The organism is Zobellella sp. An-6 (assembly GCF_052487945.1).
The window spans coordinates 564,288-590,520 of the sequence record NZ_CP199259.1; the positions used below are offsets into that span (position 1 = coordinate 564,288).

Genomic DNA, 26,233 nt, shown 5'->3' on the forward strand with positions numbered 1-26,233 from the left:
CATCAAGCGGAGGGCTCCATGATGGAGCCCTCCGTTTTGGTAAGGGAAACCTCATTGCCCGTGCAGGGCTATCCAGGTGGTCTTCAGCTGGCTGTATTCCGCCAGGGAATGCAGCGACTTGTCCCGGCCGTTGCCCGACTGCTTGACCCCGCCGAAGGGCACCGTCATGTCGCCGCCGGCGTAGTTGTTGACGAACACCTGGCCCGACTCCAGCCGCCGTGCCGTGGTCAGCGCCCGGTCCAGGTTCTGGGTCCACACCGCCGCCGCCAGGCCGTAGGGGGAGTCGTTGGCGATGGCCACCGCCTCGTCCGCGCCGTCGAAGCCGATCACCGCCAGCACCGGACCGAACACTTCCTCCCGGGCCAGGGCCATGCCGTTGTGCACCTGGTCGAACACCGTGGGCGGAAAATAACAGCCGCCGCCGTCGGCAAGCACCGGCTCGCCGCCCAGGCGCAGCCGGGCACCCTGGGCCAGGGCCTTGTGCACATGGCCGCAGATGCCGTCGAGCTGGGCGGCATCCACGATGGCGCCCATGGGGCTTTGGGGATCCAGCGGGTGGCCCGGTTGCCAGGCCCGGGCGTGGTGCAGGATGCGTTCGACCAGCTCCTCCTTGACGGTGTTTTCCACCAGCAGCCGGGAGCCGGCGATACACACCTCGCCCTGGTTGTAGAAGATGGCCTGGGCCGCCTCCCGCGCCACCCGATCCAGATCGCCGGCGTCGGCGAAGACGATATTGGCGCTCTTGCCGCCGCATTCCATAAAGGTGCGCTTGAGGTTGGACTCGCCCGCATACCGGGTGAGCAGCTTGCCCACCCGGGTGGAGCCGGTAAAGGCCAGGGCGTCCACCTCCGGGTGCAGGGCCAGGGCCTTGCCCAGGGTGTGGCCGTAGCCCGGCAGCACCTGCAGGATGCCGTCGGGCAGGCCCGCTTCCCGGGCCAGGGCCGCCAGCCGGATGGCGCTGAGCGGCGACTTCTCCGAGGGCTTGAGGATCACCGCGTTGCCGGCGGCCAGCGCCGGGGCGATTTTCCAGCAGGCCATCATCAGCGGAAAGTTCCAGGGCACCAGGGCCGCCACCACCCCGAGCGGCTCCCGGGTGACCAGCCCCAGGCTGTCGGGGCCGGTGGGGGCCACCTCGCCGTAGACCTTGTCGATGGCCTCGGCGTTCCAGCGCAGGCAGAGCACGGCGGCGGGCAGATCCACGTTAAGGCTGTTCGAGATGGGCTTGCCCATATCCAGGCTGTCGAGCAGGGCCAGCTCCTCGGCGTGCCGCTCCACCAGCCCGGCCAGCCGCAGCAGCACGGCCTTGCGCCCGGCCGGGGCCAGGGCGGACCAGTCGCCCCGGCGGAAGGCGGCGCGGGCGTGGCCCACCGCCAGCTCCGCGTCCTGCTCGTCGCAGCTGGCCACCAGGGCCAGGGGCAGGCCGTTGGCCGGATTGAGGGTGGCGAAGCGGTCGCCGCTTGCCGCCTCGCAGTAGCGGCCGCGGATAAAGGCCCGGCCCTCGGGTTGCAGGCCCTCGCTCAGGGCGCGCCAGTCGGCAAAGGTGTGTGCGCTCATGGGATCACCTCAGTCCATCAGGCCCAGCTGGCGGGCGGTCAGATCCAGGCTCCGGCGGGCCAGGCACACCAGCTCGTCTATCTGGGTCTCGGTGATCACCAGGGGCGGGGACGCCACCATGGTCTCGCCCACCGAGCGCATGACGATGCCGGTCGCGAAGCAGTTGTCCCGGCACTGGCCGCCGATGCCCGGCGCGAAGCGGGCCAGGGTGGTTTTGTCGGCCACCAGCTCCAGGGCGCCGAGCAATCCCAGGCTGCGCACCTCGCCCACCAGGGGGTGATCGGCCAGGGTGGCCCACTGTTTGGCAAAGTAGGGGCCGGTGACCTCGCGCACCCGCTCGAGGATGCCTTCTTCTTCCATCAGCTCCAGGTTGCGCAGGGCCACGGCGGCGCAGGCCGGGTGGCCGGAGTAGGTGAAGCCGTGGTAGAACTCGCCGCCCTGCTCGATCAGCACCTCGGCCACCCGGTCGCCCACCAGCACACCGCCGATGGGCAGGTAGCCGGAGGACAGCCCCTTGGCGATGGGCATGAGATCGGGTTTGATGTTGAAGTGCTGGCTGCCGAACCACTGGCCCAGCCGGCCGAAGCCGCAGATCACCTCGTCGGCCACCAGCAGGATGCCGTAGTGGTCGCAGATGCGCTGGATCTCGGGCCAGTAGCTGTCGGGGGGGATGATGACGCCGCCCGCGCCCTGCACCGGCTCGGCGATAAAGGCGGCCACCCGCTCCACCCCCAATTCCTTGATCTTCTGCTCAAGAGACTGAGCCGCCAGCAGGCCGAATGCCTGCGGGCTCATTTCCCGGCCCTCGCCGAACCAGTAGGGCTGGGCGATGTGCGCCACGTCCGGCAGCATGGGGCCGCCCTGCTCGTGCATGGGCGCCATGCCGCCCAGGCTGGCGCCGGCCAGGGTGGAGCCGTGGTAGCCGTTGCGCCGGCCGATGATCACGGTTTTTTGCGGCTGGCCCTTGAGTTGCCAGTAGCGGCGCACCATGCGCACCACGGTGTCGTTGGACTCGGAGCCGGAGCCGGTGAAGAACACGTGGTTGATGTGTTCGGGCGCCAGCTCGGTCAGTTTTTTGGCAAGTTTGATCGCCGGCGGGTGGGCGGTCTTGAAGAAGTTGTTGTAGTAGGGCAGCTCGGTCATCTGGGCGGCGGCGGCCTCCACCAGCTCGCGGCGGCCGTAGCCCAGGTTGACGCACCAGAGGCCGGCCATGGCGTCGAGGATGCGGTTGCCTTCGGAGTCGTGGATGTAGATGCCGTCGGCGCCGGTGATGATGCGGCTGCCGCTGCCCAGCGCCTTGGTGTCGGTGAAGGGGTGCAGGTGGTGGCGGCCGTCCTGTTCGCGCAGATCTTGAGTATTGTACTGATGCATGATGGTGTCCTTATCGTTCATGTGTTTATCGGGTGAGCGCTCTGTCAGGCCTTGACGGCTTCCCGGTATCGGGCGCAGGCAGCGCCGAAGGCGGTAAAGATGGCCCGGTAGAGCGGATGCTCGTCGCTGCGCCATTCCGGGTGCCACTGCACGCCCAGGGCGAAGGGATGGGCCGGATCGCTGATGGCCTCGATCAGGCCGTCCGGGGCCAGGGCCTCGGCGATCAGGCCCTCGCCCAGCCGGTCGATGCCCTGCTGGTGCAGGGAATTGACCTCGAATTCCGGCGCGCCGCCGAGCCGGGCGAGCAGGCCGTCCGGATTGAGGCGGATACCGTGGGCGGGCTGGTAGTGCTCGTCCATGTGGTCGGCCGCCGGCTCCCGGTGATCGAGCAGGCCGGGCAGTTCCTGCAGCGGCTGGCGCAGGCTGCCGCCGTAGGCCACGTTCATTTCCTGCAGCCCCCGGCAGATGCCGAGCAGGGGCAGTTGCAGGCGGCGGGCGGCGCGGACGAGCGACAGGGCCGAGCCGTCCCGGGCCGGATCGTAGCGGCAGTCGCCGGGCCAGGGGGCCTGGCCGAAATGGCGGGGCTCCACATTGCTGTAGCTGCCGGTGAGGCAGAGGCCGTCGAGCCGGGCCAGGATGGCCGGATCCAGGCCCTCGTCCAGGGCCGGCAGCAGTACCACCTCCACCCCGGCCGAGCGGTGCAGGGCCTCGACGTATTTGTTGACCACCATATGGCAGCCATGTCCCTCAATCTGGCGTTGGCAGGCGCTGACGCCCACCACAGGCTTGTTCATTTTTGTTTCCATTCTTTCACCTGATAAAACATGTTGGTTTATATATTCAACGGGTCGCGATATCTTTAATGAGTGAAATAAGAGCATGACTCCATCATTTGATCCAGATCTTAAAGCGTAAAGTAAGCGTTTTTTCTGCGTAATTTGTGATGTGCTTAACTATTTTTTACAAAATGTTAACCTTTGTATTGGCGGCCTTCTTGCTCTGTTGTGTTCATTATTTTATAACGAGTTATCTTTTGGTGTGGTTATTAAAAAGCAACATGGAGTTCACTATGGGTGACAGGGGCATGCAAGAGGCCCGGGCGTTTCTGGAGCAGAACCCGGATATCAATTCCATCGACCTGATGATCGGCGACATCAACGGGGTGGTGCGCGGCAAACGCATCCCACGGGACAGCCTGCTCAAGGCCTACGAAGAGGGGGTCTGCCTGCCGGCGTCCCTGTTCGCGCTGGACATCAACGGCAATACCATCGAAGAAACCGGGCTGGGACTGGATCAGGGGGAGGGGGATCGGCTGTGCTTTCCGGTGTCGGGCACCCTGAGCCGGGTGCCCTGGCAGGACAGGCCCTGCGCCCAGGTGCTGATGAGCATGTTTGAAAACGACGGCCGTCCCTTCGTCTACGATCCCCGCCATGTGCTGCGACGGGTGCTGGACCGTTTCGCCGAGCTGGGGCTGACGCCGGTGGTGGCGGTGGAAACCGAGTTTTACGTGGTGGACCGGGAGCGGGACGGCCAGCACCAGCTGCAGCCGCCCCTGTCGCCGGTCACCGGCAAGCGGGACAAGCAGTGCCAGGTGTATTCCCTGTCGGATCTGGACGACTACTGCGACTTTATCGAAAGCATCCATCAGGCGGCCCTGACCCAGCAACTGCCGGTGGATACCGCCATCGCCGAATGCGCCCCGGGCCAGTTCGAGATCAACCTCAAGCACAGGGCCGACGCCATGCAGGCCTGCGACGAGGCGGTGCTGCTCAAGCGCTTGATCAAGGGGGTGGCGGCCCGCCACGGCATGGAGGCCACCTTTATGGCCAAGCCCTACAACCAGGAGGCGGGCAGCGGCACTCATATCCATGTGAGCCTTGTCGACCGGCAGGGGCGCAACCTGTTCGCCAGCGAGGACGACCAGGGCCTGGGCAGCGCGCTGCTGCGCCAGGCGGTGGCGGGGGTGCTGGCGCTGATGCCCGAGTCGATGGTGGTATTCGCCCCCAACGCCAACAGCTACCGCCGTTTCCAGCCCGGCTTCTACGTACCCATGAGCCAGACCTGGGGCGCCGACAACCGCACCGTGGCGGTGCGCATTCCCGGCGGAAGCGCCGAGGCGCGCCGGCTGGAGCACCGGGTGGCCGGCGCCGACGCCAACCCCTACCTGCTGGTGGCCAGCATACTGGCGGGCATCCACCTCGGCATCAGCCAGCGGCTGAGTCCGCCGGCGCCGGTGACCGGCAACGCCTACGCCAGCCATCCGCCCAGCCTGCCCAACAGCTGGATCCAGGCGCTGGATCAGTGGCAGCGCAACGAGGTGCTGCCGTCCTACCTGGGGGCGGAGTTCTGCCGGGTCTACCACGCCAACCGCTACGGCGAGCGGCAGCTGTTTATGCGCCATGTCAGCTCCCAGGAGTACGACTGGTATCTGCGTTCGGTGTAAGCACCTGTGTACGCGCTTTGCGACGCTCGTCGGTAACGACTCAGCGAAGAGTCAACAGGGCCACCTCCGCCGACACGCTGTAAATACATCCCTGTACGCTCGCACCTGCCGGATGTCGCGGAAACCGCCGTATCATCGCTTCGCGATGCTGGCGGCGGTGCAAGGCGCTTCGCGCCCCCTGGCAGGTGACGGTCGGCGGAGGCCATCCCTGTTGCCTCTTTCAGGCTCTGACGCCGCCTGAGGATGGTGGCAGCTGCGGTGCGATAGGGAGGACAAGGGGGACAGCGAAGCCGCGCCCTCCGCACCAGGGAGGGCGCGGCGGAGCCCCCATGGGGCGAGCTTGCTCGCCGTAACGAGCCATTTCGGCCTGACCGAACATCCAGTGAATGTTCGCAGCAGGCCGAAATGGCGAGTATCAGGTCCCACGGCGTGCCGGAGGAGTAGTGCCCTTTGGCCGAGTGCAACAGATTTCAAACTGGTTCTAAACGAGGAACAACCATGGAAGGATATCAAAAGTCATTCGGGCCGCTGCTGACCGCTCTGCTGGCCCTGGTGTTGTTGTGGCCGGGCGGCCTTAGGGCCGGGGAGACGGAACCGGCGCTGGCGCTGAGCCCGCCGGACCTGGTGCTGAAGGGGATCCCCTTCGAGGTGACGGTGAGCGGCACCTCGGCGCAGCCCCTGTGGCTGGTGCTGGACGGCCAGCGCCACGCCCTGGCGTTCGACGGCGGCGAGGCGCTGGTGGAGGGCCTGGTCACCGGCGCCGACCACGCCGCCCTGACCCTGGTGGACGCCACCGGCCGGGTGCTGGCCGAGGCTCAAAGTCCGGCCATCGCCGCCTGGCTGTCGGTGCTGCCGGCTCTGCTCGCCATCCTGCTGGCGCTGGTGTTCCGCCAGGTGATACTGGCGCTGTTCGTTGCCATCTGCGTCGGCGGCTGGCTGGGCTACGGCCTGGCCGGGGAGCGGCTGCTGGCCAGCGTGCTCGACTCGGTCAATGTGCATGTGCTGACCGCCGCCAGCGACTCGGAGCACATGTCGGTGGTGTTGTTCTGCCTGCTGATCGGCGGCATGGTGGGCATCATCTCCCGCAACGGCGGCACCGTCGGTATCGCCCGCCACATCACCCGCTTCGTGCGCGGCCGGCGCAGCGCCCAGACCACCACCGGCCTGCTGGGCACCGCCATCTTCTTCGACGACTACGCCAACGCCCTGATCGTCGGCAACACCATGCGCAACATCACCGACAAGCTGCACATCTCCCGGGAAAAGCTGGCCTATATCGTCGACTCCACCGCCGCGCCGGTGTCGGCCATCCTGCTGGTGACCACCTGGATAGGCTTTCAGGTGGGGCTGATCGACGAGGCGCTGCGTCCCCTGGCCGGGTTCGAGGGCTCCGCCTACGGCGTCTTCCTGGCTGCCATCAGCTACAGCTTCTATCCGATACTGGCGCTGCTGTTCGTGTTTATGATAAGCCTCAGCGGCTGCGACTTCGGCCCCATGCTGCAGGCGGAAATCCGGGCGGTGCGGCAAGGCGGCGGGCAGGATGAAGGCCTCAGCGACCGGGAGGCCATCGCCGAGGAAGCCAGCATCGACGCCAAGCCGGGCATTCCCCACCGGGCATTGAACGCCATCATCCCGATGACGGTGCTGGTGCTGACCACCCTGGGCGGCATCTGGTACACCGGCATGAGCGAGCTGGGCTTTCCCGCCGGGGCCCGCCTGCGCGACGTGTTCGGCAACGGCGACTCCTTCACCGCCATGATGTGGGGCTCGTTGCTCAGCACCCTGGTGGCGCTGGTGATGACCCGGCTGCAGGGCCTGCTCAGCATGGACGAGACCGCCCATTACTGGTTCGAGGGGGTCAAGTCCATGCTGCTGCCCATCACCATACTGATGATGGCCTGGGCGCTGTCGTCGGTGAACGAGGCGCTCAATACCAGCGACTACCTGGTGAGCGTGCTGAGCGACAGCCTGAGCCCGGAGCTTATTCCGGTGAGCGTCTTCCTGCTGTCGGCCTTTACCGCCTTCGCCACCGGCTCCTCCTGGGGGGTGATGGGCATCATGATGCCGCTGGTGGTGCCCCTGGCCTGGGCGGTGCTGCAGCACCACGGCCTGGCCGGCGATCCGCAAGCCATGCACCTGTTCTACGCCGCGGTGGCGGCGGTGCTGGCCGGCGCGGTGTGGGGCGATCACTGCTCGCCCCTGGCCGAGACCACCCTGCTGGCGGCCATGGCCTCCGGCTGCGGCCTGGTGGAGCATGTGCGCACCCAGTTGCCCTACGCCCTGTTCGTGGGGGTGATCGCCATCCTGTTCGGCATACTGCCGGTGGCCTACGGCCTGCCCTGGTGGCTGGGGCTGGCCGCCTGTGCCGGAGCGATGGCCCTGGGCCTGCGGCTGCTGGGCCGGCGGGCGGAGGCGCCGGAGCAGGAAGCGGACGTGCCGACCAGGGCGGAGGCGGACGCCCGATAAACGAAAAAGGGGCCGAGGGCCCCTTTTGACTCAGATTATCCCAGTAACTGCTGGTGCACCACCTTGATACAGCGGTCTTCCACGTATTCCAGTTCGGCCTCGGCGGCGGACTCGGCGGCCTGCTCGCTGGTGATGCCTTCCTGCAGCCACAGGCACAGGGTTTCGTGCTCGATCGCTTCCAGGGCGATGTCGGCGGCGAACTCGCCGCGGCGGAACACGTTGACCAGCTGCACCGGCTGATCCAGATCCTCCAGGCCGGCCACGCAGGTCTGGCCGAGGATGACGGCGCCGGCCAGCTGCGGGTTGACCGGATAAACCTGGTAGCCGTGTTGCAGCAGATATTCCATCACCTGGTAGCTGGCGCGATCCGGGCGGTTGGAGGCGCCGACCAGGGCGATGCTGCGGGTGTTGGAAAGAATACGTTTTAAGCGATCTTGCTCAAGCGCGTCCATGGGGCATACCTAGTGGAATAAAAACCTCTTTATACCAGCTTGCCCGCCCGCTAATCCATGGCTGCCTGCGCAATTTCGGCAATGGAATGGATGGCCGGGAGCCGGCCGCTATCTGTCCCCGGCCGGCTTCCCTGCGATGTTCCATCCGGCAACGGCCGCCTACGCCTGCCCGGCCCCGTCAGCCGGCCCGCGCCCGTGGGGCGTCGTCCAGTCCTGTACCGGCCCCACCGACACCACGCCGTGGGGGTTGATGGTCGGATGGCTGCGGAAGTAGTGGTGGCGGATGTGCAGCAGGTCCGTGGTGGCGGCGATGTTCGCGGTCTGGTAGAGGTCGCGCAGGTAGCCGTAGAGCGCCGGGTATTCCGCTATCTTGCACCGGTCGCACTTGAAGTGGGTGTGATAGACGGCGTCGAAGCGCGCCAGGGTGGTCCACAGCCGGATATCCGCCTCGGTGAGCCGCTCGCCCAGCAGGTAGCGCCGGCCGGACAGCCGTTGCTCGAGCCGCTCCAGCCCCTCGAACAGGGTGGCGACCGCCTCGTCGTAGGCGGCCTGGCGGGTGGCGAAACCGGCCTGGTAGACGCCGTTGTTGACCTGGTCGTAGACCCAGGCGTTGAGCTCGTCGATGTCCTTGCGCAGCTCCTGCGGGTAGTAGTCGCCCGGTGTGGCGCCGATGCCGTCGAAGGCGCCGTTCAGCATGCGGATGATGTCGGCGGACTCGTTGCTGACGATGGTCTGCCGCTGCCTGTCCCACAGTACCGGCACCGTGACCCGGCCGGAGTAACGGGCGTCGGCCTTGAGGTAGAGCTGGTACAGGTAGTCGAGGCCGTAGAGGTCGTCGCCGGTGGCGCCCGCGAAGTCGGTGGCGAAGGTCCAGCCGTGCTCCAGCATCACCGGATGCACCACGGACACGGAAATCATCTCCTCCAGCCCCTTCAGGCTGCGCATGATCAGGGTGCGGTGGGCCCAGGGACAGGCCAGGGATACATAGAGGTGATAACGGCCCGCCTCGGCCTCGAAGCCTCCTTGGCCACTGGGACCCGCTTCGCCGGTCGGCGTGATCCAGTGGCGAAACTGGCTCCGGCTGCGCTCGAAGCGGCCCTCGGTGGCCTTGGTGTCGTACCAGACGTCGTGCCAGACGCCCTCTACCAGCTTGCCCATGGTCCTGCTCCTCGTTGAATGGTGACAGCCCTATTGTGGCCGAGCGGGCGAGGATGACCAGCGGGGATATTAGAGTCTTTTATTCAAAAAAATTGATGTTTTTTGCAGGGCTGGCAACAGGATTCCCTTCCCGATGCCATCGCCGGTCCTGCTCAATAAAACCGGCTCAACCACTGGCGCAGCTGGCCGGCGGGCAGGGCGCCGGACTGGCGTGCCAGCTCCTTGCCGCCGGAGAAGACGATCAGGGTGGGGATGGAGCGGATGCCGAAGCGCGCCGCCGCCTGCGGGTGGGCTTCGGTGTCCAGTTTGGCCAGGCGCAGCCTGCCCTGCAGCTCGCCGGCGGCGGCCTCGAACACCGGCGCCATCATCTTGCAGGGGCCGCACCAGGGCGCCCAGAAGTCCACCACCAGCGGCAGGGTCTCGTGCGCCAGCAGGCGCTCGAGCCGGGGGCCGTCGAGGGTAAGCGGGCTGGCGGGCAGCAGGGCGGTCTTGCATTTGCCGCACTGGGGCCCCTGTTGCAGCCGGGTTGCCGGCACCCGGTTCTTGGCCCCGCAGGACGGACAGATCAGGAAGTGCTCGCTCATGGCCTCAGTCCTCGTCGGCCAGGCGATAGCCCAGGACGTAGTCGCTGCCGGTCAGGGTCAGTTGCGGGCCGTCGTGGCGGACGGCGGCGCCCTGGGTGAGGGTGGCCAGCACCGCGGTTTCGACCTGCTGGATCTGATCGGACAGGCAGGCCATCTTGGTGCTGGCCAGGGGATCGGCCCTGAGCCTGCCCTGCTCGAGTTTGGCACTGCCGAAGAAGCGGTTGCAGCCGGCCAGGCCGCTGATGGCCATGTGTTCGCCGATGGCCAGCTCGGAGCCGATGACGGCATCGACCGGCTCGCCGTTGACGCTGGCCAGGGTCCAGCGGTGGTGCTGCAGTTCGGATTCGGTGGTGGCCAGGCCGCCGCCGGCACAGGCGGCGAGCAGCAGGGTGGTGGTGGCGGCAAGGACGAGTTTCATGCTGTGCTCCTTAGTTGATTTTATTATCACAGGGTTTCCCGCGGGCAAGCCGTTGCAGGTTGTCGAGGGTGGTATGGGCGATGGCGGCCAGGGCCTCCCGGGTGAGAAAGGCCTGGTGTCCGGTCATGATCACGTTGGGGTAGGCGGAGAGCAGGTGGAAGGTGTCGTCGCGAATGATTTCGCTGGACTTGTCGGTGAAGAACAGGTTTTCCTCCTCCTCGTACACGTCCAGTCCCAGGCTGCCTATCTTGCCGCCGTTGATGGCCTCGATGGCGTGTTCGGCGTCGAGCAGGCCGCCCCGGCTGGTGTTGATGATCATGACGCCATCCTTCATTTGGGCGAAGCTGTCCCGGTTGAGCAGGTGGTAGTTTTCCTCGAGCAGGGGACAGTGCAGGCTGATGACGTCGGACTCGGCGAACAACTGCGCCAGGGGCACGTAACGGGCGCCCAGGGCCAGGGCGTCCGGGCTCTCGACCGGATCGTGCGCCAGCAGCTCCATGCCCAGGCCTTTGAGGATGCGCAGGGTCGCGACGCCTATCTTGCCGGTGCCGATGATGCCGGCGGTCTTGCCGTGCATGTTGAAGCCGACCAGGCCGTTGAGGGAGAAATTGGCGTCCCGGGTGCGCTGGTAGGCCTTGTGGATATGGCGGTTGAGGCTGAGCATCAGCCCGACGGTATGTTCGGCCACCGCCTCCGGCGAATAGGCGGGTACCCGCACCACCGTCATGCCCGCCGCCCGGGCCGCGTCCAGATCCACGTTGTTGTAACCGGCACAGCGCAGGGCGATGTAGCGCACCCCGCCGGCGGCCAGCACCTGGATCACCCCGGCGTCGAGCTTGTCGTTGACGAATACGCAGACCGCGTCAAAGCCTTTGCCGAGGGCGGCGGTATGGGGTTCGAGTCGGGCCTCGAACCAGGTGATGTCGAAGCCGTAATCGGCATTCTGCTCGGCGAAGGGCCGCTGCATATAAGGCTGGCTGCTGAAAAAGGCGATGTTCACCGGATGGGGACTCCGTGCTGCAGGGTCGATATAAGGATACTGTGTGGTCGCCGCCGTTTTTTCAAGGCTGGGCGGCGGCGTGCCAGTAATGGGCCGGCAGCCTGCGGGTCGTTTCGGTCAGATCCGGATTGACCAGCTCCAGGCGCAGGCGATGTTCAGGCTGCAGTTGCCGCAGGCTGGCTCGGATCAGCGGGTGCTGCTCGAACAGGGTCATAAAGCTGCCGTCCGCATAGGCCCGCTCCAACCCCCGCGTGAGCGCCTCGGCCAACCCGGGCGCCTCGGGGCTGACGAAGAAATAGACGGCGAAGGGGTAATGCAACAGCAATCGGGGTTCGACCATCAACTGCGGATACTGCTCTCCCTGGGCTGCCAGCTCGCCGAAGGCCTCCACCGGGCTGCGCGGATAGTAATCCACATGCTGGTTGCGGTTGAGCATGTCGAGTATGGTGCTCCGGCGGGCGGCACTGATGTTCAGCCCGGCGCCCTTCAGCACCTCGATGTCGCTCCAGCCGATGCCCTGCACCCCGGTGAAGGCGGCCAGATCTGCCAGGCTCTGCACCTGGCTGAATTCCTGCTGGCGCGAGCGGTTGATGATCAGCACCCGCAAGCCGGACAGGCCGCGCATCAGCGGCACCCGCACCGGCAGCAGCTTCTGCTCGTATTCGGAGGAGGTGCCCATCCAGGCCAGGTTGACCGGGGTGCCCCGGAACAGCATCTGGGCGATGCGGAACTGGGATTCGTTCAGGGGCACCGGATTGAGGGTAAAGGGCTCGCCGCTCTTCTCCAGGGCCAGTTCCAGCACCTGGCGGTAGTAGTCATGGTGGGGCGGTGCCGGGTCCGCTTGCGGAATGTTGACCACCAGTTTAGCCTGAGAGGGCAGGCCGGTCAGGGCCAGCAGCAAGAACAGCAGTTTGTACATAACGCCCGGTTCCTTGATAAGCACGACGGGGAGGCGGCATTACACCTTGTTATAGACTCAATTTACCCTGATTGGCGGGGTTTGTCTTACCGGCAATGCCTTTTTCAACGCCAGGGAGGCTTTGATGCAAGTGACTATTCTGGCCGGCCGGCCGAAAATGCTGAACCCGCGGATCGAAAGCGCCATCGACAAGCAGCCGGTCGCGCGCCCCCAGTACTGCGGTTTCACCGGCCTGAGCGACGACGTCCAGGTGTCCACCCGCTATCACGGCGGGCCGGAGCGGGCGCTGCACTACTATCCCCGGGAGCACTATGCCTTCTGGCACAGCTGGTTCAACGGCATGGGCCTGAGCGGAGCCCTGCCGTTGCTGGGGCCGGGTGCCTTCGGCGAAAACCTCTCCGGCACCGGATTGCTGGAGCAGGAGGCCTGTATCGGCGACCGCTACCGGTTGGGGCGAGCCCTGGTGCAGATCAGCCAGCCCCGCTCCCCCTGCTACAAGCTCAACGCCCGCTTCGGTTACGACTTCTTCTCGGTGCTGGTGCAGGCCAACGGCCGGGCCGGCTGGCTGCTGCGGGTACTGGAGGAAGGAGAGGTGACGCCCGAGTCGGAATTGACCCTGGTGGAGCGCCCCTGTCCGCAGATGCCGGTGAAGCGTGCCGGCGACATAGTGTTCAATCATGCCTTCGACGAGAGCGGTTTGCGGGAGTTGGCGGGATTAGATTGTTTATCAATCAGTTGGCGTAAAAAAGCGGCAGATTACCTGGCCGCGGGGCGGGTGGATGACTGGACCGGGCGATTGTTGGGGCCAAAATAAGGTTTTTGCATAAAAAGAGCTTGCAAGGATTTCGCCGTTTATGTACATTCACGCCCCGTTGACGGCATGTAGCGCAGCCTGGTAGCGCACTTCGTTCGGGACGAAGGGGTCGGAGGTTCGAATCCTCTCATGCCGACCAGATTCCGAAAAAGCCCCGCAGAAATGCGGGGCTTTTTTGCTATTCCGTCACCACCACTTCCTGGCCGTTGAAGCCGACGGTCTGGCCGGCCGTTATCTTGCAGCGCTTGCGTACTTCCACCTCGCCGTTCACCCGCACCAGGCCGTCGTCGATCACCATTTTGGCCATGGCGCCGGTATCGCACCAGCCCAACACCTTGAGCAGGTTGTGCAGGGGAATGAAGGGATGGCCTTCCAGGCTGAATTGTTCGGTCATTGCTCGGCTTTACCTCGTTGAGAACAGGGCATCCATGGTAGCACCGCCGGCGGCCGGACTGGCAATGGGCGGAGCAACGGATTTTTGTGTACCTGCTCTTTGTTATTTGTAAACAGATTGGGCAGTATTAAGGACTCATGCTTGGACGGTGGCGTTCGGCCGCCGTCCTCTGCGCCGTTGTCGTCTCTATTCTCTGACCAAGAGGTGCCTATGTCCGGATTATTGCCCCATGTCGACCCCGATGGCCTGCTGGAGTATTCGGTGGTGTACACCGACCGTTCCCTCAACCATATGTCGCAACGCTTCCAGCAGGTGATGCGGGACATTTCCGCCGGCCTCAAGGGGCTGTACCGGGCCGAAGCGGTGGTGGTGGTGCCGGGCAGCGGCACCTTCGGCATGGAGGCGGTGGCCCGCCAGTTCGCCACCGGCAAGCGCTGCCTGGTGATCCGCAACGGCTGGTTCAGCTACCGCTGGAGCCAGATCTTCGAGGCCGGCGCCATTCCTGCGGCGGAAAGGGTGCTCAAGGCCCGGCCGGTGGCACCGGGTTCCCAGGCGGCCTTCGGCCCGGCGCCCATTGAGGAGGTGGTGGCCGCCATCCGGGCGGACAAGCCGGATCTGGTGTTCGCCGCCCATGTGGAAACCGCCGCCGGCATGCTGCTGCCGGACCACTATCTCAAGGCGGTGGCCGAGGCGGTACACGAGGCAGGCGGCCTCTTCGTGCTCGACTGCATCGCCTCCGGCACCCTCTGGGTGGACATGGAGGCCTGCGGGGTGGACGTGCTCCTGAGCGCGCCCCAGAAAGGCTGGAGCAGTTCCCCCTGTTGCGGCCTGGTGATGCTGAGCAAGCTTGCCCGGGAACGCATCGAACATACTCAAAGCACCAGCTTTGCCTGCGACCTGAAGAAATGGCTGCAGATCATGGAGGCCTACGAGCAGGGCGGCCATGCCTACCATGCCACCATGCCCACCGACGCCCTGACCCGTTTCCGGGACACCATCAGGGAAACCGAGGCGCTGGGCTTCGGCCTGCTCAAGGAACGCCAGCAGCAACTGGGTGAACGGGTACGCAGCATGCTGGCGGCCCGGGGAATAAAAAGCGTGGCCGCCGACGGCTTCGCCGCCCCTGGCGTGGTGGTGTGCTACACCACGGATGCGGCCATCAAGAACGGCAGCAAGTTCGCCGCCGAGGGCCTGCAGATCGCCGCCGGGGTACCGCTGCAGTGCGACGAGCCGGCGGATTTCCAGACCTTCCGCCTCGGCCTGTTCGGGCTGGACAAGCTGCAGGATGTGGACCGCACCGTCGCTACCCTCGAGCGGGCCCTGGACCAGGTACTGCGAGGCTGATGGCCTCCGCCGACAATAAAGCCGCCCGTGGGCGGCTTGTTGGGTTCAGGCGGCCTGGGCCGTCGAGGCGGTGGGGGCGTACTCCGGACTGGGCTCTTTGGCCGCTTCCCCGCTCAGGGTGAAGTGGGCGATCTGCTGACTCAATTCCTGTGAGGCGGAATACACCGTCTGGCTGGTCACAGAAATCAGTTCGGCCACCTGCAGCGCCTCGAGGGCTCCTTCGTTGATGTGCAGCAGGTTCTTGTTGATCTCCTCGGCCACGGCGGACTGCTCCTCGGAAGCGGTGGCGATCTGGGCATTCATGTCGTTGATCCGCTGTACCTCCTGCAGAATCTGCTCCAGATCCTGGCCGGCGGCCCGCACCACCTCCATGCTGAGGGAGGCCTGCTCCTGACTGTGGTTCATGTGGTCTACCACGGAGCCGGCATGGCTCTGTAACTGCTGGATCATCTGCTGGATTTCGCCGGTCGATTCCTGGGTGCGCTGGGCCAGGGAACGCACCTCGTCGGCCACCACCGCGAAGCCCCGCCCCGACTCCCCGGCCCGGGCCGCTTCGATGGCGGCGTTGAGGGCGAGCAGGTTGGTCTGCTCGGAGATGGTGCGGATCACCTCCACCACCGAGCCGATTTGCTGGGTCTCCAGCTCGCGCATGGCGGTGTGGGCCTGGTCGACGGAGGCCGCCAACTGGCCCATGGCGTCGATACTGCGCGCCACATCGTCGTGGCCCATGCGGGCCTGGCTGTTGGCGTGGTCGGCGGCACCGGAGGCGTCGTTGGCGTAACGGGCCACCTCATGCACGGTGGCGTTCATCTCGTCCATGGCGGTGGCCACTTGATCCACCTCTGCAAACTGGGCCTCCATGCCGGCCCGGGTCTGCTGGCTTTTTACGCTCAGGCCCTGGGCCTCGCCATCCAGGGTATGGGCGGCGCTGCGTACTTGCGCCAGCAACCGGCAGAGCTGCTCGCCCATGGCGTCGACCCCGCGGGACAGCTGACCAATCTCGTCCCGGCGGGTGGCGCCGGTACGCACCGCCAGGTTGCCGGCACCGAACTGCCGCACCACCTCCAGCACCCGCTCCACCGAAAAGGTGAGCGAACGGCTGATGACAAGACTGATCGCCAGGGCCAGCACCATCACCAGCACCATCAGCAGCAGGGATTTGCCGGCCTGTTGCCAGAACAGGGCATTGATGTCGCTCAGGTAGACGCCGCTGCCGACCACCCAGCCCCAGGGGGCGAAGCCCTGCACATAGGATACCTTCTGCTGGGGGCGGTCGAACTGGGGACCGATGTAGCTGTATTCCACGAAGCCCGCCTGTTGCTCGCGCACCCGACGTACCATGGCCTGCCAGTGATACTGGCCGTCGGCGTCGGTCACCTGGGTCATGTCCCGGCCTTCTTCCCCGGGCTTCATCGGGTGCAGCACCAGGCGCTGCTGCATATCGTTGATCCACATGTAGCCTTCGCCGCCATAGCGCAGGCTGCCCACCGCCTCTTTGGCCCGGCGACGGCTTTCCGCCTCGCCCAGCTCCTGGCGGCGTTCATAGTAGTGATTGATCAGTGAAACGGCGGTTTCCACCTGCTCCCGCACCTTTTCCTTGCGGGCATCCAGCAGTTCCTGGCGCAGGCCGGTCATGGCCGAGGCCTGCACCAGCAGTATGCCGATAAAGAGGCTGGCCACCATGGCCAGCAGTTTGTAACGTAGCCGGAGATGATTGAAAAATTGCATGTCTGTCCTCCCGATAGCGGCAGCCCCGTCCATCCGAGGCGTTGGATCCGGACAGGGCTTTGACCATGGACGATGCCACCCCGGCACCGGAGCCTTGCGGCGGAGCCCATGGCGGACGGAAGCGTCCCGTGCTTGTGTTGTTTGTAATGAGTTTTGGTGTCGGTTGAAACGCTTAGGTTAACAACGAGTCCCATGCTATCAGCCTTATCGCTAAAGAGGTATTGCCAAAGTAGTGGTTTTATTGACGCTTATCATGGCAAGGGCGCCGGGCCGCCCGCTTCTGTCGCCGGGCTCTCAAATCCCGGCTTGGGGGGATGGCGCGCTTCGTCGGCCTTGGCTAAGATGCGCCGTCTGATTTTTCGGAGAATACCCATGCCAAGGGCAAATGAAGTCAAAAAGGGAATGGTGGTCGAGCTGGACGGCAAGCTGCTGATGGTGCGAGACATCGAGGTGCAGAGCCCGAGCGCCCGGGGTGCCACCACCCTGTACAAGATGCGCTTTACCGATCTCAAGAGCGGCCTCAAGGTGGAGGAGCGCTTCAAGGGTGATGATCTGCTCACCACAGTGGAGCTGCAGCGGCGCACCGTGGTGCTGTCCTACGTGGACGGCGACGACCATATCTTCATGGACACCGAGGATTACAGCCAGTACCCGATCCGCTCCGCCGATATCGCCGAGGAGTTGCAGTTCCTCGACGAAAGCACCCAGGGCATCCAGGTGATGCTGGTGGACGGCCAGGTGATCGGCCTGGAGCCGCCCCAGGTGGTGGAGATGGAAATCGTGGACACCACGCCCGAAATCAAGGGCGCCTCGGCCTCGGCCCGCACCAAACCGGCCAGCTTCGCCACCGGCCTCACCATACAGGTGCCGGAATACCTGAAGATAGGCGACAAGGTGCGCATCCATACCACAGAGCGGCGTTACATGAGCCGGGCCGACTGAGGACACCGTCCGAGTGCTATGCTTGCAGCTGAGTTCACCAGCAGGGAGACGAGGGATGAAAACAGCAAGCATACTGGCAGCGGCAACCGTGCTGGCCGCCGTCAGCGTCAGCGCCACCCCGGCGCCGGAAGGCGCCCGGGTCTATTTTATTACGCCGGCCGACGGCGAGGTGCTGGGAGCGGAATTCACGGTCCGCTTCGGGCTGGAAGGCATGGGGGTGGCCCCGGCCGGGGTGGAGATGGCCAACACCGGCCACCACCATCTGCTGATCAACGCCGATCCCATGCCGGATCTGGCCGCGCCGCTGCCGGCCAGCGATCAGGTGCGGCACTTCGGCGGCGGCCAGACCGAGACCCGGCTCAGCCTGCCGCCCGGGGATTACCGGTTGCAGCTGGTGCTGGGGGATCATTTGCATGCCCCCCATCAGCCGCCGGTGATATCCGAGCCCATCCATATCCGGGTGGAAGAATAGGGCCGGCCACTTGGCCATGCTGTTGCCTGGCGCCGCTGCGGCGCCATTTTTTATCGAAGGAGTCCGTCGATGGCGAAGATAGTGCTGCTGGCCAACCTGAACTGCGACCATGTGCTGCTGCTGGACGAGCCGCTGCGCGCCGGCGGCCGGCTGCTGTACCGGGATCAGGGCCGCCGGCTCGGTGGTGGCGCCGCCAACACCGGGGTGGGGCTGCTGTGGGCCGGGCACCAAGTGGCCATCGCCTCCCGGGTCGGGCGGGATGACACCGGTGACTGGCTCTGTCAGGAAGCCCGGGAACAGGGACTTGGCATCGAGTATGTGGAGCAGTTCGACGGCGAAACCGGCGAGCTGCTGGTGCTGGTGGACAGCCTGGGGGAGCGCACCATACTGCGCCAGGCCCGTCGTCCGGCACTGCCCGGGCGGCTGCCCGAGGGGCCGGTGGATTGCCTCTACGTCAACCTGGACGGGGCCGAGGCGGCCGGCTATATGGCGCGGATGGCCGAGCACAGTCTGGTGGTCGGCCAGTATCCCAAGGGCGGGCGCTGGCCTCGGCCCTGTCAGGTGCTGATCGCCTCGGCCGCCGACCTGGTCCGGCAGCAGGATCTGTGGGCCCATGCCCGGGAGCTGGCCGGGGAGCGGCTGCAGTGGCTGGTGGTGACCCTCGGGGAGCAGGGCGCCGAGGCGTTTTCGGCCGACCGGCATATCCGGGTGCCGGCCCGGCCGGTGTCGGTGGTGGATGCCACCGGGGCCGGCGATGCCTTCGCCGGCGGCCTCATCCATGCCCTGGTGTCGGGCCAGGACATGCGGTTGGCGCTGGCGCAGGGCGGCCAGTGGGCGGCCTACACCCTGTCGTCGACCACCTCCATTCCCTCCGAGCAGCTGAAGAGCTATCTGCGTCGTGCGGGCTGAATTCGGGCCCGTGCACTGGTAAGCTGCAGGCTGATTCTCGGCGTTTGGGACCAAGCCATTGGATAACGGCCTCTTTATCTCTTTTCTCACCCAGTGCTGGCGCTGGTCGGTATTCCTGATGTTTCCGCTGCTGGTGCTGCTGTACAGCCAGTTGCTGGATCTGCCCCTGGCCGAGTTCGACAACGGCGTCAATCACCACAAATGGCTGATCACCCTGCTGTATCTGCTGTACGTCCTGCTCTGGCTGCGGTTCAACCGGCGGGTGACGGCGCTGCTGGAGCAGCGGAGGAAATGATGCCGGAACTGTGGCTCGGTTACTGGCCTGTCGGGCTGGCGGCGGCGGCCCTGGCCGGCTGGGGGCTGACCCGACTTACCCTGGGCACCCGGCTGCAACTGCTGGCCCAGCGTGCCGAACAACTGCAAGCCCGGCTGGACGAGCGCGGCCGTGAGCTGCAGGACAGCCGCCAGCGGCTGGAGCAGCAGCAGCAACTGGTGCTGAAGATGAACGGGCGGCTCAAGGAATACGAGACCCTGCTGCGCCAGGAACGTCAGTGGGCGGCGGAAAAGCAGGCCCAGTTCGAAGCCAGCGAGCAGCGTCTGGCCCAGCAGTTTGAAAACCTGGCCCAGCGCATCTTCGAGCAGAAGACCCATAACTTCCGGGAGCTGAACCAGCACAGCCTGGACGGCCTGCTCGGCCCCCTGCGCGAGCAGCTGGAGGGCTTTCGCCGCAGCATGCAGGAAACCTATGCCGACGAGAGCCGCCAGCGCCACAGCCTGAAGTTTGAAATCGAGCGGCTGGCCGAGCTCAACCGGCAGATGAGCGCCGACACCGCCGCCCTGACCCGGGCCCTGAAGGGGGACAGCAAGCAGCAGGGCAACTGGGGCGAGGTGGTGCTGGCCCGGGTGCTGTCCGAGTCGGGGCTGCGCGAGGGGCACGAATACAGCGCCCAGCAGAGCCTCACCAATGCCGACGGCAAGCGTTACCAGCCGGACGTGGTGGTGCACCTGCCCCAGGACAAGGACATCATCATCGACGCCAAGGTGTCGCTCACCGCCTACGAGCGCTATTTCAACGGCGAGGACGAGATCGAGCGGGAGCAGGCGCTGCGCGAGCATGTGGCCTCGGTGCGCGGCCATATCCGCGAGCTGGGGCGCAAGGACTACCAGCAGCTGCAGGGAGTGCGCACCCTCGACTATGTGCTGATGTTCGTGGCGGTGGAGCCGGCCTTCCTGGTGGCGGTGGAAGCGGAGCCCGGGCTGGTGAAGTACGCCCTGGACCACAACATCCTGCTGGTCAGCCCCACCAACCTGCTGGTGGCCCTGCGCACCATAGAGAACCTGTGGCGGGTGGAACGGCAGAACCAGAACGCGCGCAAGATCGCCGAATCGGCGGCCAAGATCTACGAAAAGCTGCGCCTGTTCACGGAAGACATGGAGGCGGTGGGCCAGTCGCTGCAGCGGGCCGACGACAGCTACCAGAAGGCGATGAAGAAGCTGACCACCGGCCGGGGCAACCTGATCCGCCAGGCCGAGGCATTCCGCGAGCTCGGGGTGGAAGTGGCCAAGCCCCTGCCCGAACACCTGCGGGACGCGGGGTCAGAGGCGCCGCCCTTGATCAACCGCGCCAGAAGCTAGGGAAAAACAGTACGGCCACCGTCAGTATTTCCAACCGGCCCATCAGCATGCCGACCGCCAATAGCCACTTGGCCGTATCCGGCAGGGTGGCGAAGTTGCCGCTCGGGCCTATCGTTTCGCCGATGCCGGGCCCCACGTTGGCCACGGCGGTCATGGCGGCGGTAATGGCGATCATCGGCTCCAGCCCCATCAAGGCAAGCACCAGGGCCAGCAGCGTCATGGTGGCGAAGTAACCCATGATAAAGGTGACCAGGGAGCGGATGATGTCGTCATTCACCGGTCGGCCGTTGTATTTCTGGGGAAATACTGCCCGCGGATGCATCAGCTGGTGCAGTTGTTTGCGGAACAGGGCCATGGCGACCTGGAAGCGGAATATCTTGAAGCCGCCGGCGGTGGAGCCTGAGCAGGCGCCGCATACCATCAGCAGTGCGAACAGCACCAGCGGGAATCCACCCCAGGTACCGAAGTCGCCCAGGCCGTAGCCCGTGGTGGTGACCACGGACACCAGGTTGAACAGACTGATGCGGATGGCATCGGTCAAGGGATACTGGTCCGTGCTCCACAGGTAGAGGCTGAGAGCCACGCCGGTGCTCAGGATCAGCCAGAAGAAGCCGCGCACCTGGGCGTCCCTGAACAGGCTCAGGTTGCGGTGCTGCAGGCTGTAGATCATCAGAAGGAAGGGCAGGCCGCCGATGAACATGAACAGGGTGCCGATCCAGTGGGCCGCCGGCGAGAAGTGGCTCATGGAGCCATCCGAGGTGGAGTAGCCGCCGGTGCTCAGGGTGGTCATGGCGTGGTTGATCGCCTCGAAGGCGTTCATGTCCGACAACAGGTAGTAGCAGCCGGTGCACAGGACAGTGAGCGCGAGGTACAGCAGCACGATGCGCTTGGCCATGGTGGCGGCGCGGGGCGCACTTTTGTCGGACCAGTCGGAGGACTCGGTCTGGAACAATTTCATCCCGCCCACGTTGAGGTAGGGCAGTATCGCCACCGCCGCCACGATAAAGCCGAGGCCGCCCAGCCATTGCAGGATGGATCGCCACAGTAGTATGGGCTTGGACAGCGCGTCCAGGCCGCTGAGCACGGTGGAGCCGGTGGTGGTCACCCCGGACATGGCCTCGAAGAAGGCGTCGGAAAAACTGATATGGGTGATAAAGACAAAAGGCAGGGCAGAAAAGACGCAGACGGTGGACCACACCAGGGTGGTCAGCAGAAACATCTCCCGGACCCGCAGACGGATTTCCGCCTTCTGGCCGTAAGCCAGCAGGCCGAAGGCGGTGCCATGGGTCAACAGGGTGGCCAGTAAAAACTCCTGGAAGCCACCCCCCTTGCTGAACAGGGCCTGCAGGGTAGGCAGCCACATGAACAACGCCAGCTTCGACAACGCCATGCTCAGTACGAAGGCGATGGGGCGGAGGTTGAACATGGGGTCTCCTTACAGGAAGAAGGGGCTGGGCTGGAACAGCCGTTCGACTTCCGGGATGAATTTCTTGTCCACCAGGAACAGCACCACGTGGTCGTTCTGCTCGATCACCGTCTTGTCGTGGGCGATCAGCACCTCGTCGCCGCGTACGATGGCGCCGATGGTGGTGCCCGGCGGCAGCTTGAGCTCGCCCACCTGGCGGCCCACCACCTTGGAGGTGGTGCTGTCGCCGTGGGCGATGGCCTCGATGGCCTCGGCCGCGCCCCGGCGCAGGGAATAGACGTTGACGATGTCGGCCCGGCGCACATGGGTGAGCAGGGCGGAGATGGTGGCCTGCTGGGGCGAGATGGCCACATCTATGGTGCCACCCTGTACCAGATCCACGTAGGCGCCGCGCTGGATCAGCACCATCACCTTCTTGGCGCCCATCTTCTTGGCGAGCATGGCCGACATGATGTTGGCCTCGTCCTTGTTGGTGACGGCGATGAAGACGTCCACCTGATCGATATGCTCCTCCACCAGCAGCTCCTGATCGGCGGCGTCGCCGCAGAAGACGATGGTGTGCTCCAGGATCTCGGATAGCTGTTCCGCGCGCCTGGGGTTGTGCTCGATAAGCTTCACCGAGTAGCGCTTTTCCAGCCGCCGGGCCAGGCCGGCGCCGATATTGCCGCCGCCCACTATCATGATGCGCTTGTAGTCGCTTTCAAGCCGCTGCAGCTCGGACATCACCGCCCGGATATGGCCGCTGGCGGCGACGAAGAACACCTCGTCGTCGGCCTCGATGATGGTGGTGCCCTGGGGCCGGATCGGCCTGTCCTGGCGGAAGATGGCCGCCACCCGGGTGTCGATGTTGGGCATGTGATCGCGCAGGGTGGACAGGGCGTTGCCCACCAGGGGGCCGCCGTAATAGGCCTTGATCGCCACCAGGCCGACCTTGCCCTCGGCGAAGTCCACCACCTGCAGGGCGCCGGGGTACTGGATCAGCCGGTAGATGTATTCGGTGACCAGTTGCTCGGGGGCGATCAGGTTGTCCACCGGTACCGCTTCGTTGAGGAACAATCGGTCCCGCTCCGCCAGGAACTCGGGGGAGCGGATCCGCGCCACCTTGTTGGGGGTGTTGAACAGGGAGTAGGCCACCTGGCAGGCGATCATGTTGGTCTCGTCGCTGTTGGTCACCGCCACCAGCATGTCCGCATCCTGGGCGCCGGCTTCGCGCAACACCCGGGGGTGGGCGCCGTGACCGTTGACCACCCGCAGGTCGTACTTGTCCTGCAGCTCGCGCAGCCGCTCGCCGTCGGTGTCCACTATGGTGATGTCGTTGTTCTCGCCCACCAGATTTTCCGCCAGGGTGCCGCCCACCTGTCCCGCGCCCAGTATGATGATCTTCATGCGCTTTTACTCAGTTTGGCGTAGTAGAAGCCGTCCCGTTGCTCGGCGCCCGGCAGCAGCTGCCAGCCCGGTTGTTGCGGGGTGTCGTGCTCGTGCAGCGGCAGGTGCCGGGCATCCGGGGTCCGTTGCAGGAAGGCCCGGATCTGCTCGCGGTTCTCGTCCGGCAGTATGGAGCAGGTGGCGTACAGCAGCACCCCGCCCGGTTTGAGCTGTTGCCAGAGGGCATCGAGGATCTGTGCCTGCAGCAGGGCCAGTTGGGCGATGTCTTCCGGGCGGCGCAGCCACTTGATGTCCGGGTGGCGGCGGATCACGCCGGTGGCGGAGCAGGGCGCGTCCAGCAGGATGCGGTCGAATCGCGGTCCCTGCCACCAGTCTGCCGGCCGGGCGGCATCGCCCTGCAGCACGGTGGCCGCAAGATCGATGCGTTCCAGGTTCTGCCGCACCCGCTGCAGGCGCTCGGCATCCAGGTCCAGCGCCACCAACTGGCCGAGGTCGGGCTGGCGCTCCAGGATATGGGCGGTCTTGCCGCCGGGGGCGGCACAGGCGTCGAGCACCAGCTCGCCGGGCGCCGCTTCGAGCAGCTGGGCCGCCATCTGGGCCGCGGCATCCTGCACCGAGCAGTGGCCCAGCTCGAAGCCGGGCAGGCTGGTGACGTCCACCGGCCGGGCCAGGCGCAGGGCCGCATCGGCCAGGGTGTCGGGCTCGGCCTCCAGGCCAGCCTGCTGCAGCAGGGTCTGGTATTGGCTGCGGTCGTGGTGGCGGGCGTTGACCCGGATCCACATGGGCGGGTGCTGGTTGTTGGCCTCGAGGAGGCTTTCCCACCGCTCCGGGTAAGCCAGCTGCAGCCGCTTCAGCAGCCAGTTGGGATGGGCCAGGCGCAACTGGGGCAGGGCATCGACCCTGGCGATCAGCTCGTCCTGCCGGCGCTGCACGTTGCGCAGCACGCCGTTGACCATACCCCTGAAGGGCTCGGCCTTGAGCAGTTTGCAGGCATTGACGGTCTCGGCCAGGGCGGCATGAGGCGGGATCCGGGTGTAGAGCAGCTGGTAGATGCCCACCAGCAGCAGGGCGTGTACCGGCTGGTATTTGCCCTTGAGCGGCTTTTCCAGCAACTGCTTGGCGATGGCGTCGAGCCGGCTGTACCAGCGCAGGCTGCCGAAGCACAGCTCCTGCAGCAGCGCCCTGTCCTTGGCGGCGATCTCCTGCTGATAACGGGGCAGCAGGGCCGAGAGCGACTGGCCCTGATTGATCACCTGATGCAGGATATTGGCCGCGGCGGCACGGGTTTTCATATGATGTCCACTGAGTTGAGAGTGTTCAAACCAGGCGGGTGCCGGGCTCGAACCAGTCCTTGCGGGCGTTGAGCAGATCCTGGCAGCTCATGGCCTTCTTGCCCGGCGGTTGCAGGCTGAGCAGGCGCAACACGCCGTCGCCCGTGGCCACGTCGATGCCGGCCTTGCCGGCCCTGAGCAGGGTGCCGGGCGGTTGCCCGGTGTCTTCAGCCAGCACCTCGGCCTGCCAGGCCTTGATATTGTGCTCGGCCACCATGAAATAGCTGACCGGCCAGGGGTTGAAGGCGCGCACGCAGCGCTCTATATGGGCGGCGGGCTGGCGCCAGTCGATCCGCGCTTCTTCCTTGCTGAGCTTGTCCGCGTAGCTGGCCTGGCTGTCGTCCTGGGGCTCGGCCACCGCCGTGCCCGCGGCCAACCGGGCCAGGGTATGCAACAGGGCGTCGGGGCCTATCGCCGCCAGCTTCTCGTAGAGGCTGGCGGAGCTGTCGTGCGGGGTGATCGGCAGGCTGGCCTTGTGCAGCATGGCGCCGGTATCCAGTCCCTTGTCCATCTGCATGATGGTGACGCCGGTCTCGCTGTCGCCGGCCCAGATGGCGCGCTGGATGGGCGCCGCACCGCGCCAGCGCGGCAGCAGGGAGCCGTGCACATTGATGCAGCCCAGGCGCGGGATATCCAGCACCGCCTGGGGCAGGATCAGCCCGTAGGCGACCACCACCATGATGTCGGCGCCCAGGGCGGCCAGTTGCTGCTGGGCGGCCTCTTGGCGCAGGCTTTCGGGTTGGAAGACGGCGACGCCGGCCTGTTCGGCGAGCACCTTGACCGGGCTGGGAGTCAGTTTCTTGCCGCGGCCGGCGGGCCGGTCCGGCTGGGTGTAGACGGCGACGATGTTGTGCTCCGAGCCGAGCAGGGCCTGCAGGTGGCGGGCGGCGAAGTCCGGGGTGCCGGCGAAGATGATATTGAGCTTGCTCAAGGGGCGTCCTTTGTCGGGATTAGCGTTGTTCTTGCTTGGCGAGTTTTTCCAGCTTCTGGCGGATGCGCTGGCGCTTGAGCGGCGACAGGTAATCGACGAACAGTTTGCCGATGAGGTGATCCATCTCGTGCTGGATGCAGATGGCCAGCAGATCGTCCGCCTCCAGTTCGAAGTGCTGGCCGCTGACGTTCTGGGCGCGGACTTTCACCCGCTCGGCCCGGGGCACCAGGGCTCGGGCGCCCGGCACCGACAGGCAGCCTTCCTCTATGCCGGTGTTGCCTGACTGCTCGAGGATCTCCGGGTTGATCAGCACCAGTCGTTGGTCCCGGTTTTCGGACACGTCGATCACGATCAGCCGCTGGTGGATATCGACCTGGGTCGCCGCCAGGCCGATGCCTTCCTCGGCGTACATGGTCTCAAACATATCATCTACAATGTGCTGCAGGGCAGGGGTGAACTCGGTGACGGGTTTGGCCAGGGTGCGCAGCCGTTCGTCGGGAAAACGTAATACTTCTAATACTTTTGCCATGGTGACTATGCTTATTCCAATATCGTT

General features: G+C 65.6%; 25 protein-coding genes and 1 tRNA gene. 10 read left to right on the plus strand and 16 right to left on the minus strand.

Going from position 1 to position 26,233, the window contains the following annotated elements:
• Nucleotides 1-51: 51 nt before the first annotated feature.
• The 3 genes from ACT7DK_RS02530 to ACT7DK_RS02540 are packed head-to-tail and all read right to left on the minus strand — an operon-like array spanning nucleotide 52 to nucleotide 3,719.
• On the minus strand, nucleotides 52-1,554 hold the full coding sequence (locus ACT7DK_RS02530) for an aldehyde dehydrogenase (RefSeq protein ID WP_445396024.1): 1,503 nt from the start codon (nucleotides 1,552-1,554) through the stop codon (nucleotides 52-54).
• 9 nt (nucleotides 1,555-1,563) lie between these two features.
• Nucleotides 1,564-2,925, minus strand: coding sequence for an aspartate aminotransferase family protein (locus ACT7DK_RS02535; protein ID WP_445396026.1), 1,362 nt, complete (start codon nucleotides 2,923-2,925; stop codon nucleotides 1,564-1,566).
• 44 nt (nucleotides 2,926-2,969) lie between these two features.
• On the minus strand, nucleotides 2,970-3,719 hold the full coding sequence (locus ACT7DK_RS02540) for a gamma-glutamyl-gamma-aminobutyrate hydrolase family protein (protein WP_445396028.1): 750 nt from the start codon (nucleotides 3,717-3,719) through the stop codon (nucleotides 2,970-2,972).
• Nucleotides 3,720-3,994: 275 nt separating this feature from the next.
• Between ACT7DK_RS02540 and ACT7DK_RS02545 the strand changes: the two genes are divergently transcribed.
• Together ACT7DK_RS02545 and ACT7DK_RS02550 are read left to right on the plus strand one after the other, a co-directional pair.
• On the plus strand, nucleotides 3,995-5,368 hold the full coding sequence (locus ACT7DK_RS02545; RefSeq protein WP_445396030.1) for a glutamine synthetase family protein: 1,374 nt from the start codon (nucleotides 3,995-3,997) through the stop codon (nucleotides 5,366-5,368).
• Between the two features lie 498 nt (nucleotides 5,369-5,866).
• Nucleotides 5,867-7,834, plus strand: a complete 1,968-nt coding sequence (locus ACT7DK_RS02550; protein ID WP_445396032.1) for a Na+/H+ antiporter NhaC family protein — start codon at nucleotides 5,867-5,869, stop codon at nucleotides 7,832-7,834.
• Between the two features lie 35 nt (nucleotides 7,835-7,869).
• Here the strand turns inward: ACT7DK_RS02550 and ACT7DK_RS02555 are convergent, their stop codons facing one another.
• From ACT7DK_RS02555 to ACT7DK_RS02580, 6 genes are all read right to left on the minus strand, one after another.
• Nucleotides 7,870-8,286, minus strand: a complete 417-nt coding sequence (locus ACT7DK_RS02555) for a CoA-binding protein (RefSeq protein WP_106731026.1) — start codon at nucleotides 8,284-8,286, stop codon at nucleotides 7,870-7,872.
• 159 nt (nucleotides 8,287-8,445) lie between these two features.
• Nucleotides 8,446-9,444, minus strand: a complete 999-nt coding sequence (locus tag ACT7DK_RS02560) for a glutathione S-transferase family protein (protein WP_445396035.1) — start codon at nucleotides 9,442-9,444, stop codon at nucleotides 8,446-8,448.
• A gap of 152 nt (nucleotides 9,445-9,596) precedes the next feature.
• On the minus strand, nucleotides 9,597-10,028 hold the full coding sequence (trxC, locus tag ACT7DK_RS02565) for a thioredoxin TrxC (protein WP_445396037.1): 432 nt from the start codon (nucleotides 10,026-10,028) through the stop codon (nucleotides 9,597-9,599).
• A 4-nt stretch (nucleotides 10,029-10,032) separates the two neighbouring features.
• The gene (locus tag ACT7DK_RS02570; protein WP_445396039.1) at nucleotides 10,033-10,446 is read right to left on the minus strand and encodes an META domain-containing protein; all 414 of its coding nucleotides are present in this window, start codon (nucleotides 10,444-10,446) and stop codon (nucleotides 10,033-10,035) included.
• A gap of 10 nt (nucleotides 10,447-10,456) precedes the next feature.
• A complete protein-coding gene (locus ACT7DK_RS02575) occupies nucleotides 10,457-11,446 on the minus strand; it encodes a 2-hydroxyacid dehydrogenase (protein ID WP_445396041.1) in 990 nt (329 codons plus the stop codon).
• Nucleotides 11,447-11,507: 61 nt separating this feature from the next.
• A complete protein-coding gene (locus tag ACT7DK_RS02580; RefSeq protein ID WP_445396043.1) occupies nucleotides 11,508-12,365 on the minus strand; it encodes a hypothetical protein in 858 nt (285 codons plus the stop codon).
• A 124-nt stretch (nucleotides 12,366-12,489) separates the two neighbouring features.
• Here ACT7DK_RS02580 and ACT7DK_RS02585 point away from each other — a divergent pair, with 124 nt between their 5' ends.
• The gene (locus tag ACT7DK_RS02585) at nucleotides 12,490-13,179 is read left to right on the plus strand and encodes an MOSC domain-containing protein (RefSeq protein WP_445396045.1); all 690 of its coding nucleotides are present in this window, start codon (nucleotides 12,490-12,492) and stop codon (nucleotides 13,177-13,179) included.
• Between the two features lie 62 nt (nucleotides 13,180-13,241).
• Nucleotides 13,242-13,318, plus strand: a tRNA-Pro gene (locus ACT7DK_RS02590).
• Between the two features lie 39 nt (nucleotides 13,319-13,357).
• On the opposite strand, the gene ACT7DK_RS02595 is transcribed toward ACT7DK_RS02590, so the two are convergent.
• Complete coding sequence (locus ACT7DK_RS02595) at nucleotides 13,358-13,573, minus strand: RNA-binding S4 domain-containing protein (protein WP_445396047.1); 216 nt, start codon at nucleotides 13,571-13,573, stop codon at nucleotides 13,358-13,360.
• A gap of 210 nt (nucleotides 13,574-13,783) precedes the next feature.
• On the opposite strand from ACT7DK_RS02595, the gene ACT7DK_RS02600 reads away from it, so the two are divergent.
• Nucleotides 13,784-14,917 carry an aminotransferase class V-fold PLP-dependent enzyme gene (locus ACT7DK_RS02600; RefSeq protein ID WP_445396049.1) on the plus strand — a complete coding sequence of 378 codons (1,134 nt, stop codon included), beginning with the start codon at nucleotides 13,784-13,786 and terminating at the stop codon, nucleotides 14,915-14,917.
• Between the two features lie 45 nt (nucleotides 14,918-14,962).
• On the opposite strand, the gene ACT7DK_RS02605 is transcribed toward ACT7DK_RS02600, so the two are convergent.
• Nucleotides 14,963-16,645, minus strand: coding sequence for a methyl-accepting chemotaxis protein (locus ACT7DK_RS02605; RefSeq protein ID WP_445396051.1), 1,683 nt, complete (start codon nucleotides 16,643-16,645; stop codon nucleotides 14,963-14,965).
• A gap of 372 nt (nucleotides 16,646-17,017) precedes the next feature.
• On the opposite strand from ACT7DK_RS02605, the gene efpL reads away from it, so the two are divergent.
• From efpL to rmuC, 5 genes are all read left to right on the plus strand, one after another.
• Entirely contained in the window at nucleotides 17,018-17,587 is a 570-nt protein-coding gene (gene efpL, locus ACT7DK_RS02610; RefSeq protein ID WP_445396053.1) for an elongation factor P-like protein EfpL, read from the plus strand.
• Between the two features lie 55 nt (nucleotides 17,588-17,642).
• Nucleotides 17,643-18,059, plus strand: a complete 417-nt coding sequence (locus ACT7DK_RS02615; RefSeq protein WP_445396055.1) for a DUF4399 domain-containing protein — start codon at nucleotides 17,643-17,645, stop codon at nucleotides 18,057-18,059.
• A 69-nt stretch (nucleotides 18,060-18,128) separates the two neighbouring features.
• Nucleotides 18,129-18,968 carry a PfkB family carbohydrate kinase gene (locus tag ACT7DK_RS02620; RefSeq protein WP_445396057.1) on the plus strand — a complete coding sequence of 280 codons (840 nt, stop codon included), beginning with the start codon at nucleotides 18,129-18,131 and terminating at the stop codon, nucleotides 18,966-18,968.
• Between the two features lie 58 nt (nucleotides 18,969-19,026).
• Nucleotides 19,027-19,263 (plus strand): hypothetical protein, encoded by a 237-nt coding sequence (locus tag ACT7DK_RS02625; RefSeq protein ID WP_445396059.1) that lies wholly within the window; start codon nucleotides 19,027-19,029, stop codon nucleotides 19,261-19,263.
• Nucleotides 19,260-20,603, plus strand: coding sequence for a DNA recombination protein RmuC (gene rmuC / locus ACT7DK_RS02630; RefSeq protein ID WP_445396061.1), 1,344 nt, complete (start codon nucleotides 19,260-19,262; stop codon nucleotides 20,601-20,603). Before ACT7DK_RS02625 ends, rmuC begins: the two co-directional genes overlap by 4 nt.
• Here the strand turns inward: rmuC and ACT7DK_RS02635 are convergent.
• From ACT7DK_RS02635 to def, 5 genes are read right to left on the minus strand one after another with little or no spacing between them, the layout of a single operon-like run.
• Nucleotides 20,584-22,029, minus strand: a complete 1,446-nt coding sequence (locus tag ACT7DK_RS02635) for a TrkH family potassium uptake protein (protein ID WP_445396063.1) — start codon at nucleotides 22,027-22,029, stop codon at nucleotides 20,584-20,586. The two genes, rmuC and ACT7DK_RS02635, sit on opposite strands and share 20 nt — an antisense overlap.
• Nucleotides 22,030-22,038: 9 nt before the next feature.
• Complete coding sequence (gene trkA / locus ACT7DK_RS02640) at nucleotides 22,039-23,415, minus strand: Trk system potassium transporter TrkA (protein WP_445396065.1); 1,377 nt, start codon at nucleotides 23,413-23,415, stop codon at nucleotides 22,039-22,041.
• A complete protein-coding gene (rsmB, locus tag ACT7DK_RS02645; RefSeq protein WP_445396067.1) occupies nucleotides 23,412-24,707 on the minus strand; it encodes a 16S rRNA (cytosine(967)-C(5))-methyltransferase RsmB in 1,296 nt (431 codons plus the stop codon). The genes trkA and rsmB overlap by 4 nt, the downstream gene beginning before the upstream one ends.
• A 25-nt stretch (nucleotides 24,708-24,732) precedes the next feature.
• Complete coding sequence (gene fmt, locus ACT7DK_RS02650; RefSeq protein WP_445396069.1) at nucleotides 24,733-25,677, minus strand: methionyl-tRNA formyltransferase; 945 nt, start codon at nucleotides 25,675-25,677, stop codon at nucleotides 24,733-24,735.
• Between the two features lie 19 nt (nucleotides 25,678-25,696).
• Complete coding sequence (def, locus tag ACT7DK_RS02655; RefSeq protein WP_445396071.1) at nucleotides 25,697-26,206, minus strand: peptide deformylase; 510 nt, start codon at nucleotides 26,204-26,206, stop codon at nucleotides 25,697-25,699.
• Between the last annotated feature and the right edge of the window lie 27 nt (nucleotides 26,207-26,233).

What these genes read in the sequence shown, in the direction of transcription:
- ACT7DK_RS02530 (WP_445396024.1), bottom strand. Translation starts at nt 1,554, where the DNA reads ATGAGCGCACACACCTTTGCCGACTGGCGCGCCCTGAGCGAGGGCCTG.
- ACT7DK_RS02535 (WP_445396026.1), bottom strand. Translation starts at nt 2,925, where the DNA reads ATGCATCAGTACAATACTCAAGATCTGCGCGAACAGGACGGCCGCCAC.
- ACT7DK_RS02540 (WP_445396028.1), bottom strand. Translation starts at nt 3,719, where the DNA reads ATGAACAAGCCTGTGGTGGGCGTCAGCGCCTGCCAACGCCAGATTGAG.
- ACT7DK_RS02545 (WP_445396030.1), top strand. Translation starts at nt 3,995, where the DNA reads ATGGGTGACAGGGGCATGCAAGAGGCCCGGGCGTTTCTGGAGCAGAAC.
- ACT7DK_RS02550 (WP_445396032.1), top strand. Translation starts at nt 5,867, where the DNA reads ATGGAAGGATATCAAAAGTCATTCGGGCCGCTGCTGACCGCTCTGCTG.
- ACT7DK_RS02555 (WP_106731026.1), bottom strand. Translation starts at nt 8,286, where the DNA reads ATGGACGCGCTTGAGCAAGATCGCTTAAAACGTATTCTTTCCAACACC.
- ACT7DK_RS02560 (WP_445396035.1), bottom strand. Translation starts at nt 9,444, where the DNA reads ATGGGCAAGCTGGTAGAGGGCGTCTGGCACGACGTCTGGTACGACACC.
- trxC (WP_445396037.1), bottom strand. Translation starts at nt 10,028, where the DNA reads ATGAGCGAGCACTTCCTGATCTGTCCGTCCTGCGGGGCCAAGAACCGG.
- ACT7DK_RS02570 (WP_445396039.1), bottom strand. Translation starts at nt 10,446, where the DNA reads ATGAAACTCGTCCTTGCCGCCACCACCACCCTGCTGCTCGCCGCCTGT.
- ACT7DK_RS02580 (WP_445396043.1), bottom strand. Translation starts at nt 12,365, where the DNA reads ATGTACAAACTGCTGTTCTTGCTGCTGGCCCTGACCGGCCTGCCCTCT.
- ACT7DK_RS02585 (WP_445396045.1), top strand. Translation starts at nt 12,490, where the DNA reads ATGCAAGTGACTATTCTGGCCGGCCGGCCGAAAATGCTGAACCCGCGG.
- ACT7DK_RS02595 (WP_445396047.1), bottom strand. Translation starts at nt 13,573, where the DNA reads ATGACCGAACAATTCAGCCTGGAAGGCCATCCCTTCATTCCCCTGCAC.
- ACT7DK_RS02600 (WP_445396049.1), top strand. Translation starts at nt 13,784, where the DNA reads ATGTCCGGATTATTGCCCCATGTCGACCCCGATGGCCTGCTGGAGTAT.
- ACT7DK_RS02605 (WP_445396051.1), bottom strand. Translation starts at nt 16,645, where the DNA reads ATGCAATTTTTCAATCATCTCCGGCTACGTTACAAACTGCTGGCCATG.
- efpL (WP_445396053.1), top strand. Translation starts at nt 17,018, where the DNA reads ATGCCAAGGGCAAATGAAGTCAAAAAGGGAATGGTGGTCGAGCTGGAC.
- ACT7DK_RS02615 (WP_445396055.1), top strand. Translation starts at nt 17,643, where the DNA reads ATGAAAACAGCAAGCATACTGGCAGCGGCAACCGTGCTGGCCGCCGTC.
- ACT7DK_RS02620 (WP_445396057.1), top strand. Translation starts at nt 18,129, where the DNA reads ATGGCGAAGATAGTGCTGCTGGCCAACCTGAACTGCGACCATGTGCTG.
- rmuC (WP_445396061.1), top strand. Translation starts at nt 19,260, where the DNA reads ATGATGCCGGAACTGTGGCTCGGTTACTGGCCTGTCGGGCTGGCGGCG.
- ACT7DK_RS02635 (WP_445396063.1), bottom strand. Translation starts at nt 22,029, where the DNA reads ATGTTCAACCTCCGCCCCATCGCCTTCGTACTGAGCATGGCGTTGTCG.
- trkA (WP_445396065.1), bottom strand. Translation starts at nt 23,415, where the DNA reads ATGAAGATCATCATACTGGGCGCGGGACAGGTGGGCGGCACCCTGGCG.
- rsmB (WP_445396067.1), bottom strand. Translation starts at nt 24,707, where the DNA reads ATGAAAACCCGTGCCGCCGCGGCCAATATCCTGCATCAGGTGATCAAT.
- def (WP_445396071.1), bottom strand. Translation starts at nt 26,206, where the DNA reads ATGGCAAAAGTATTAGAAGTATTACGTTTTCCCGACGAACGGCTGCGC.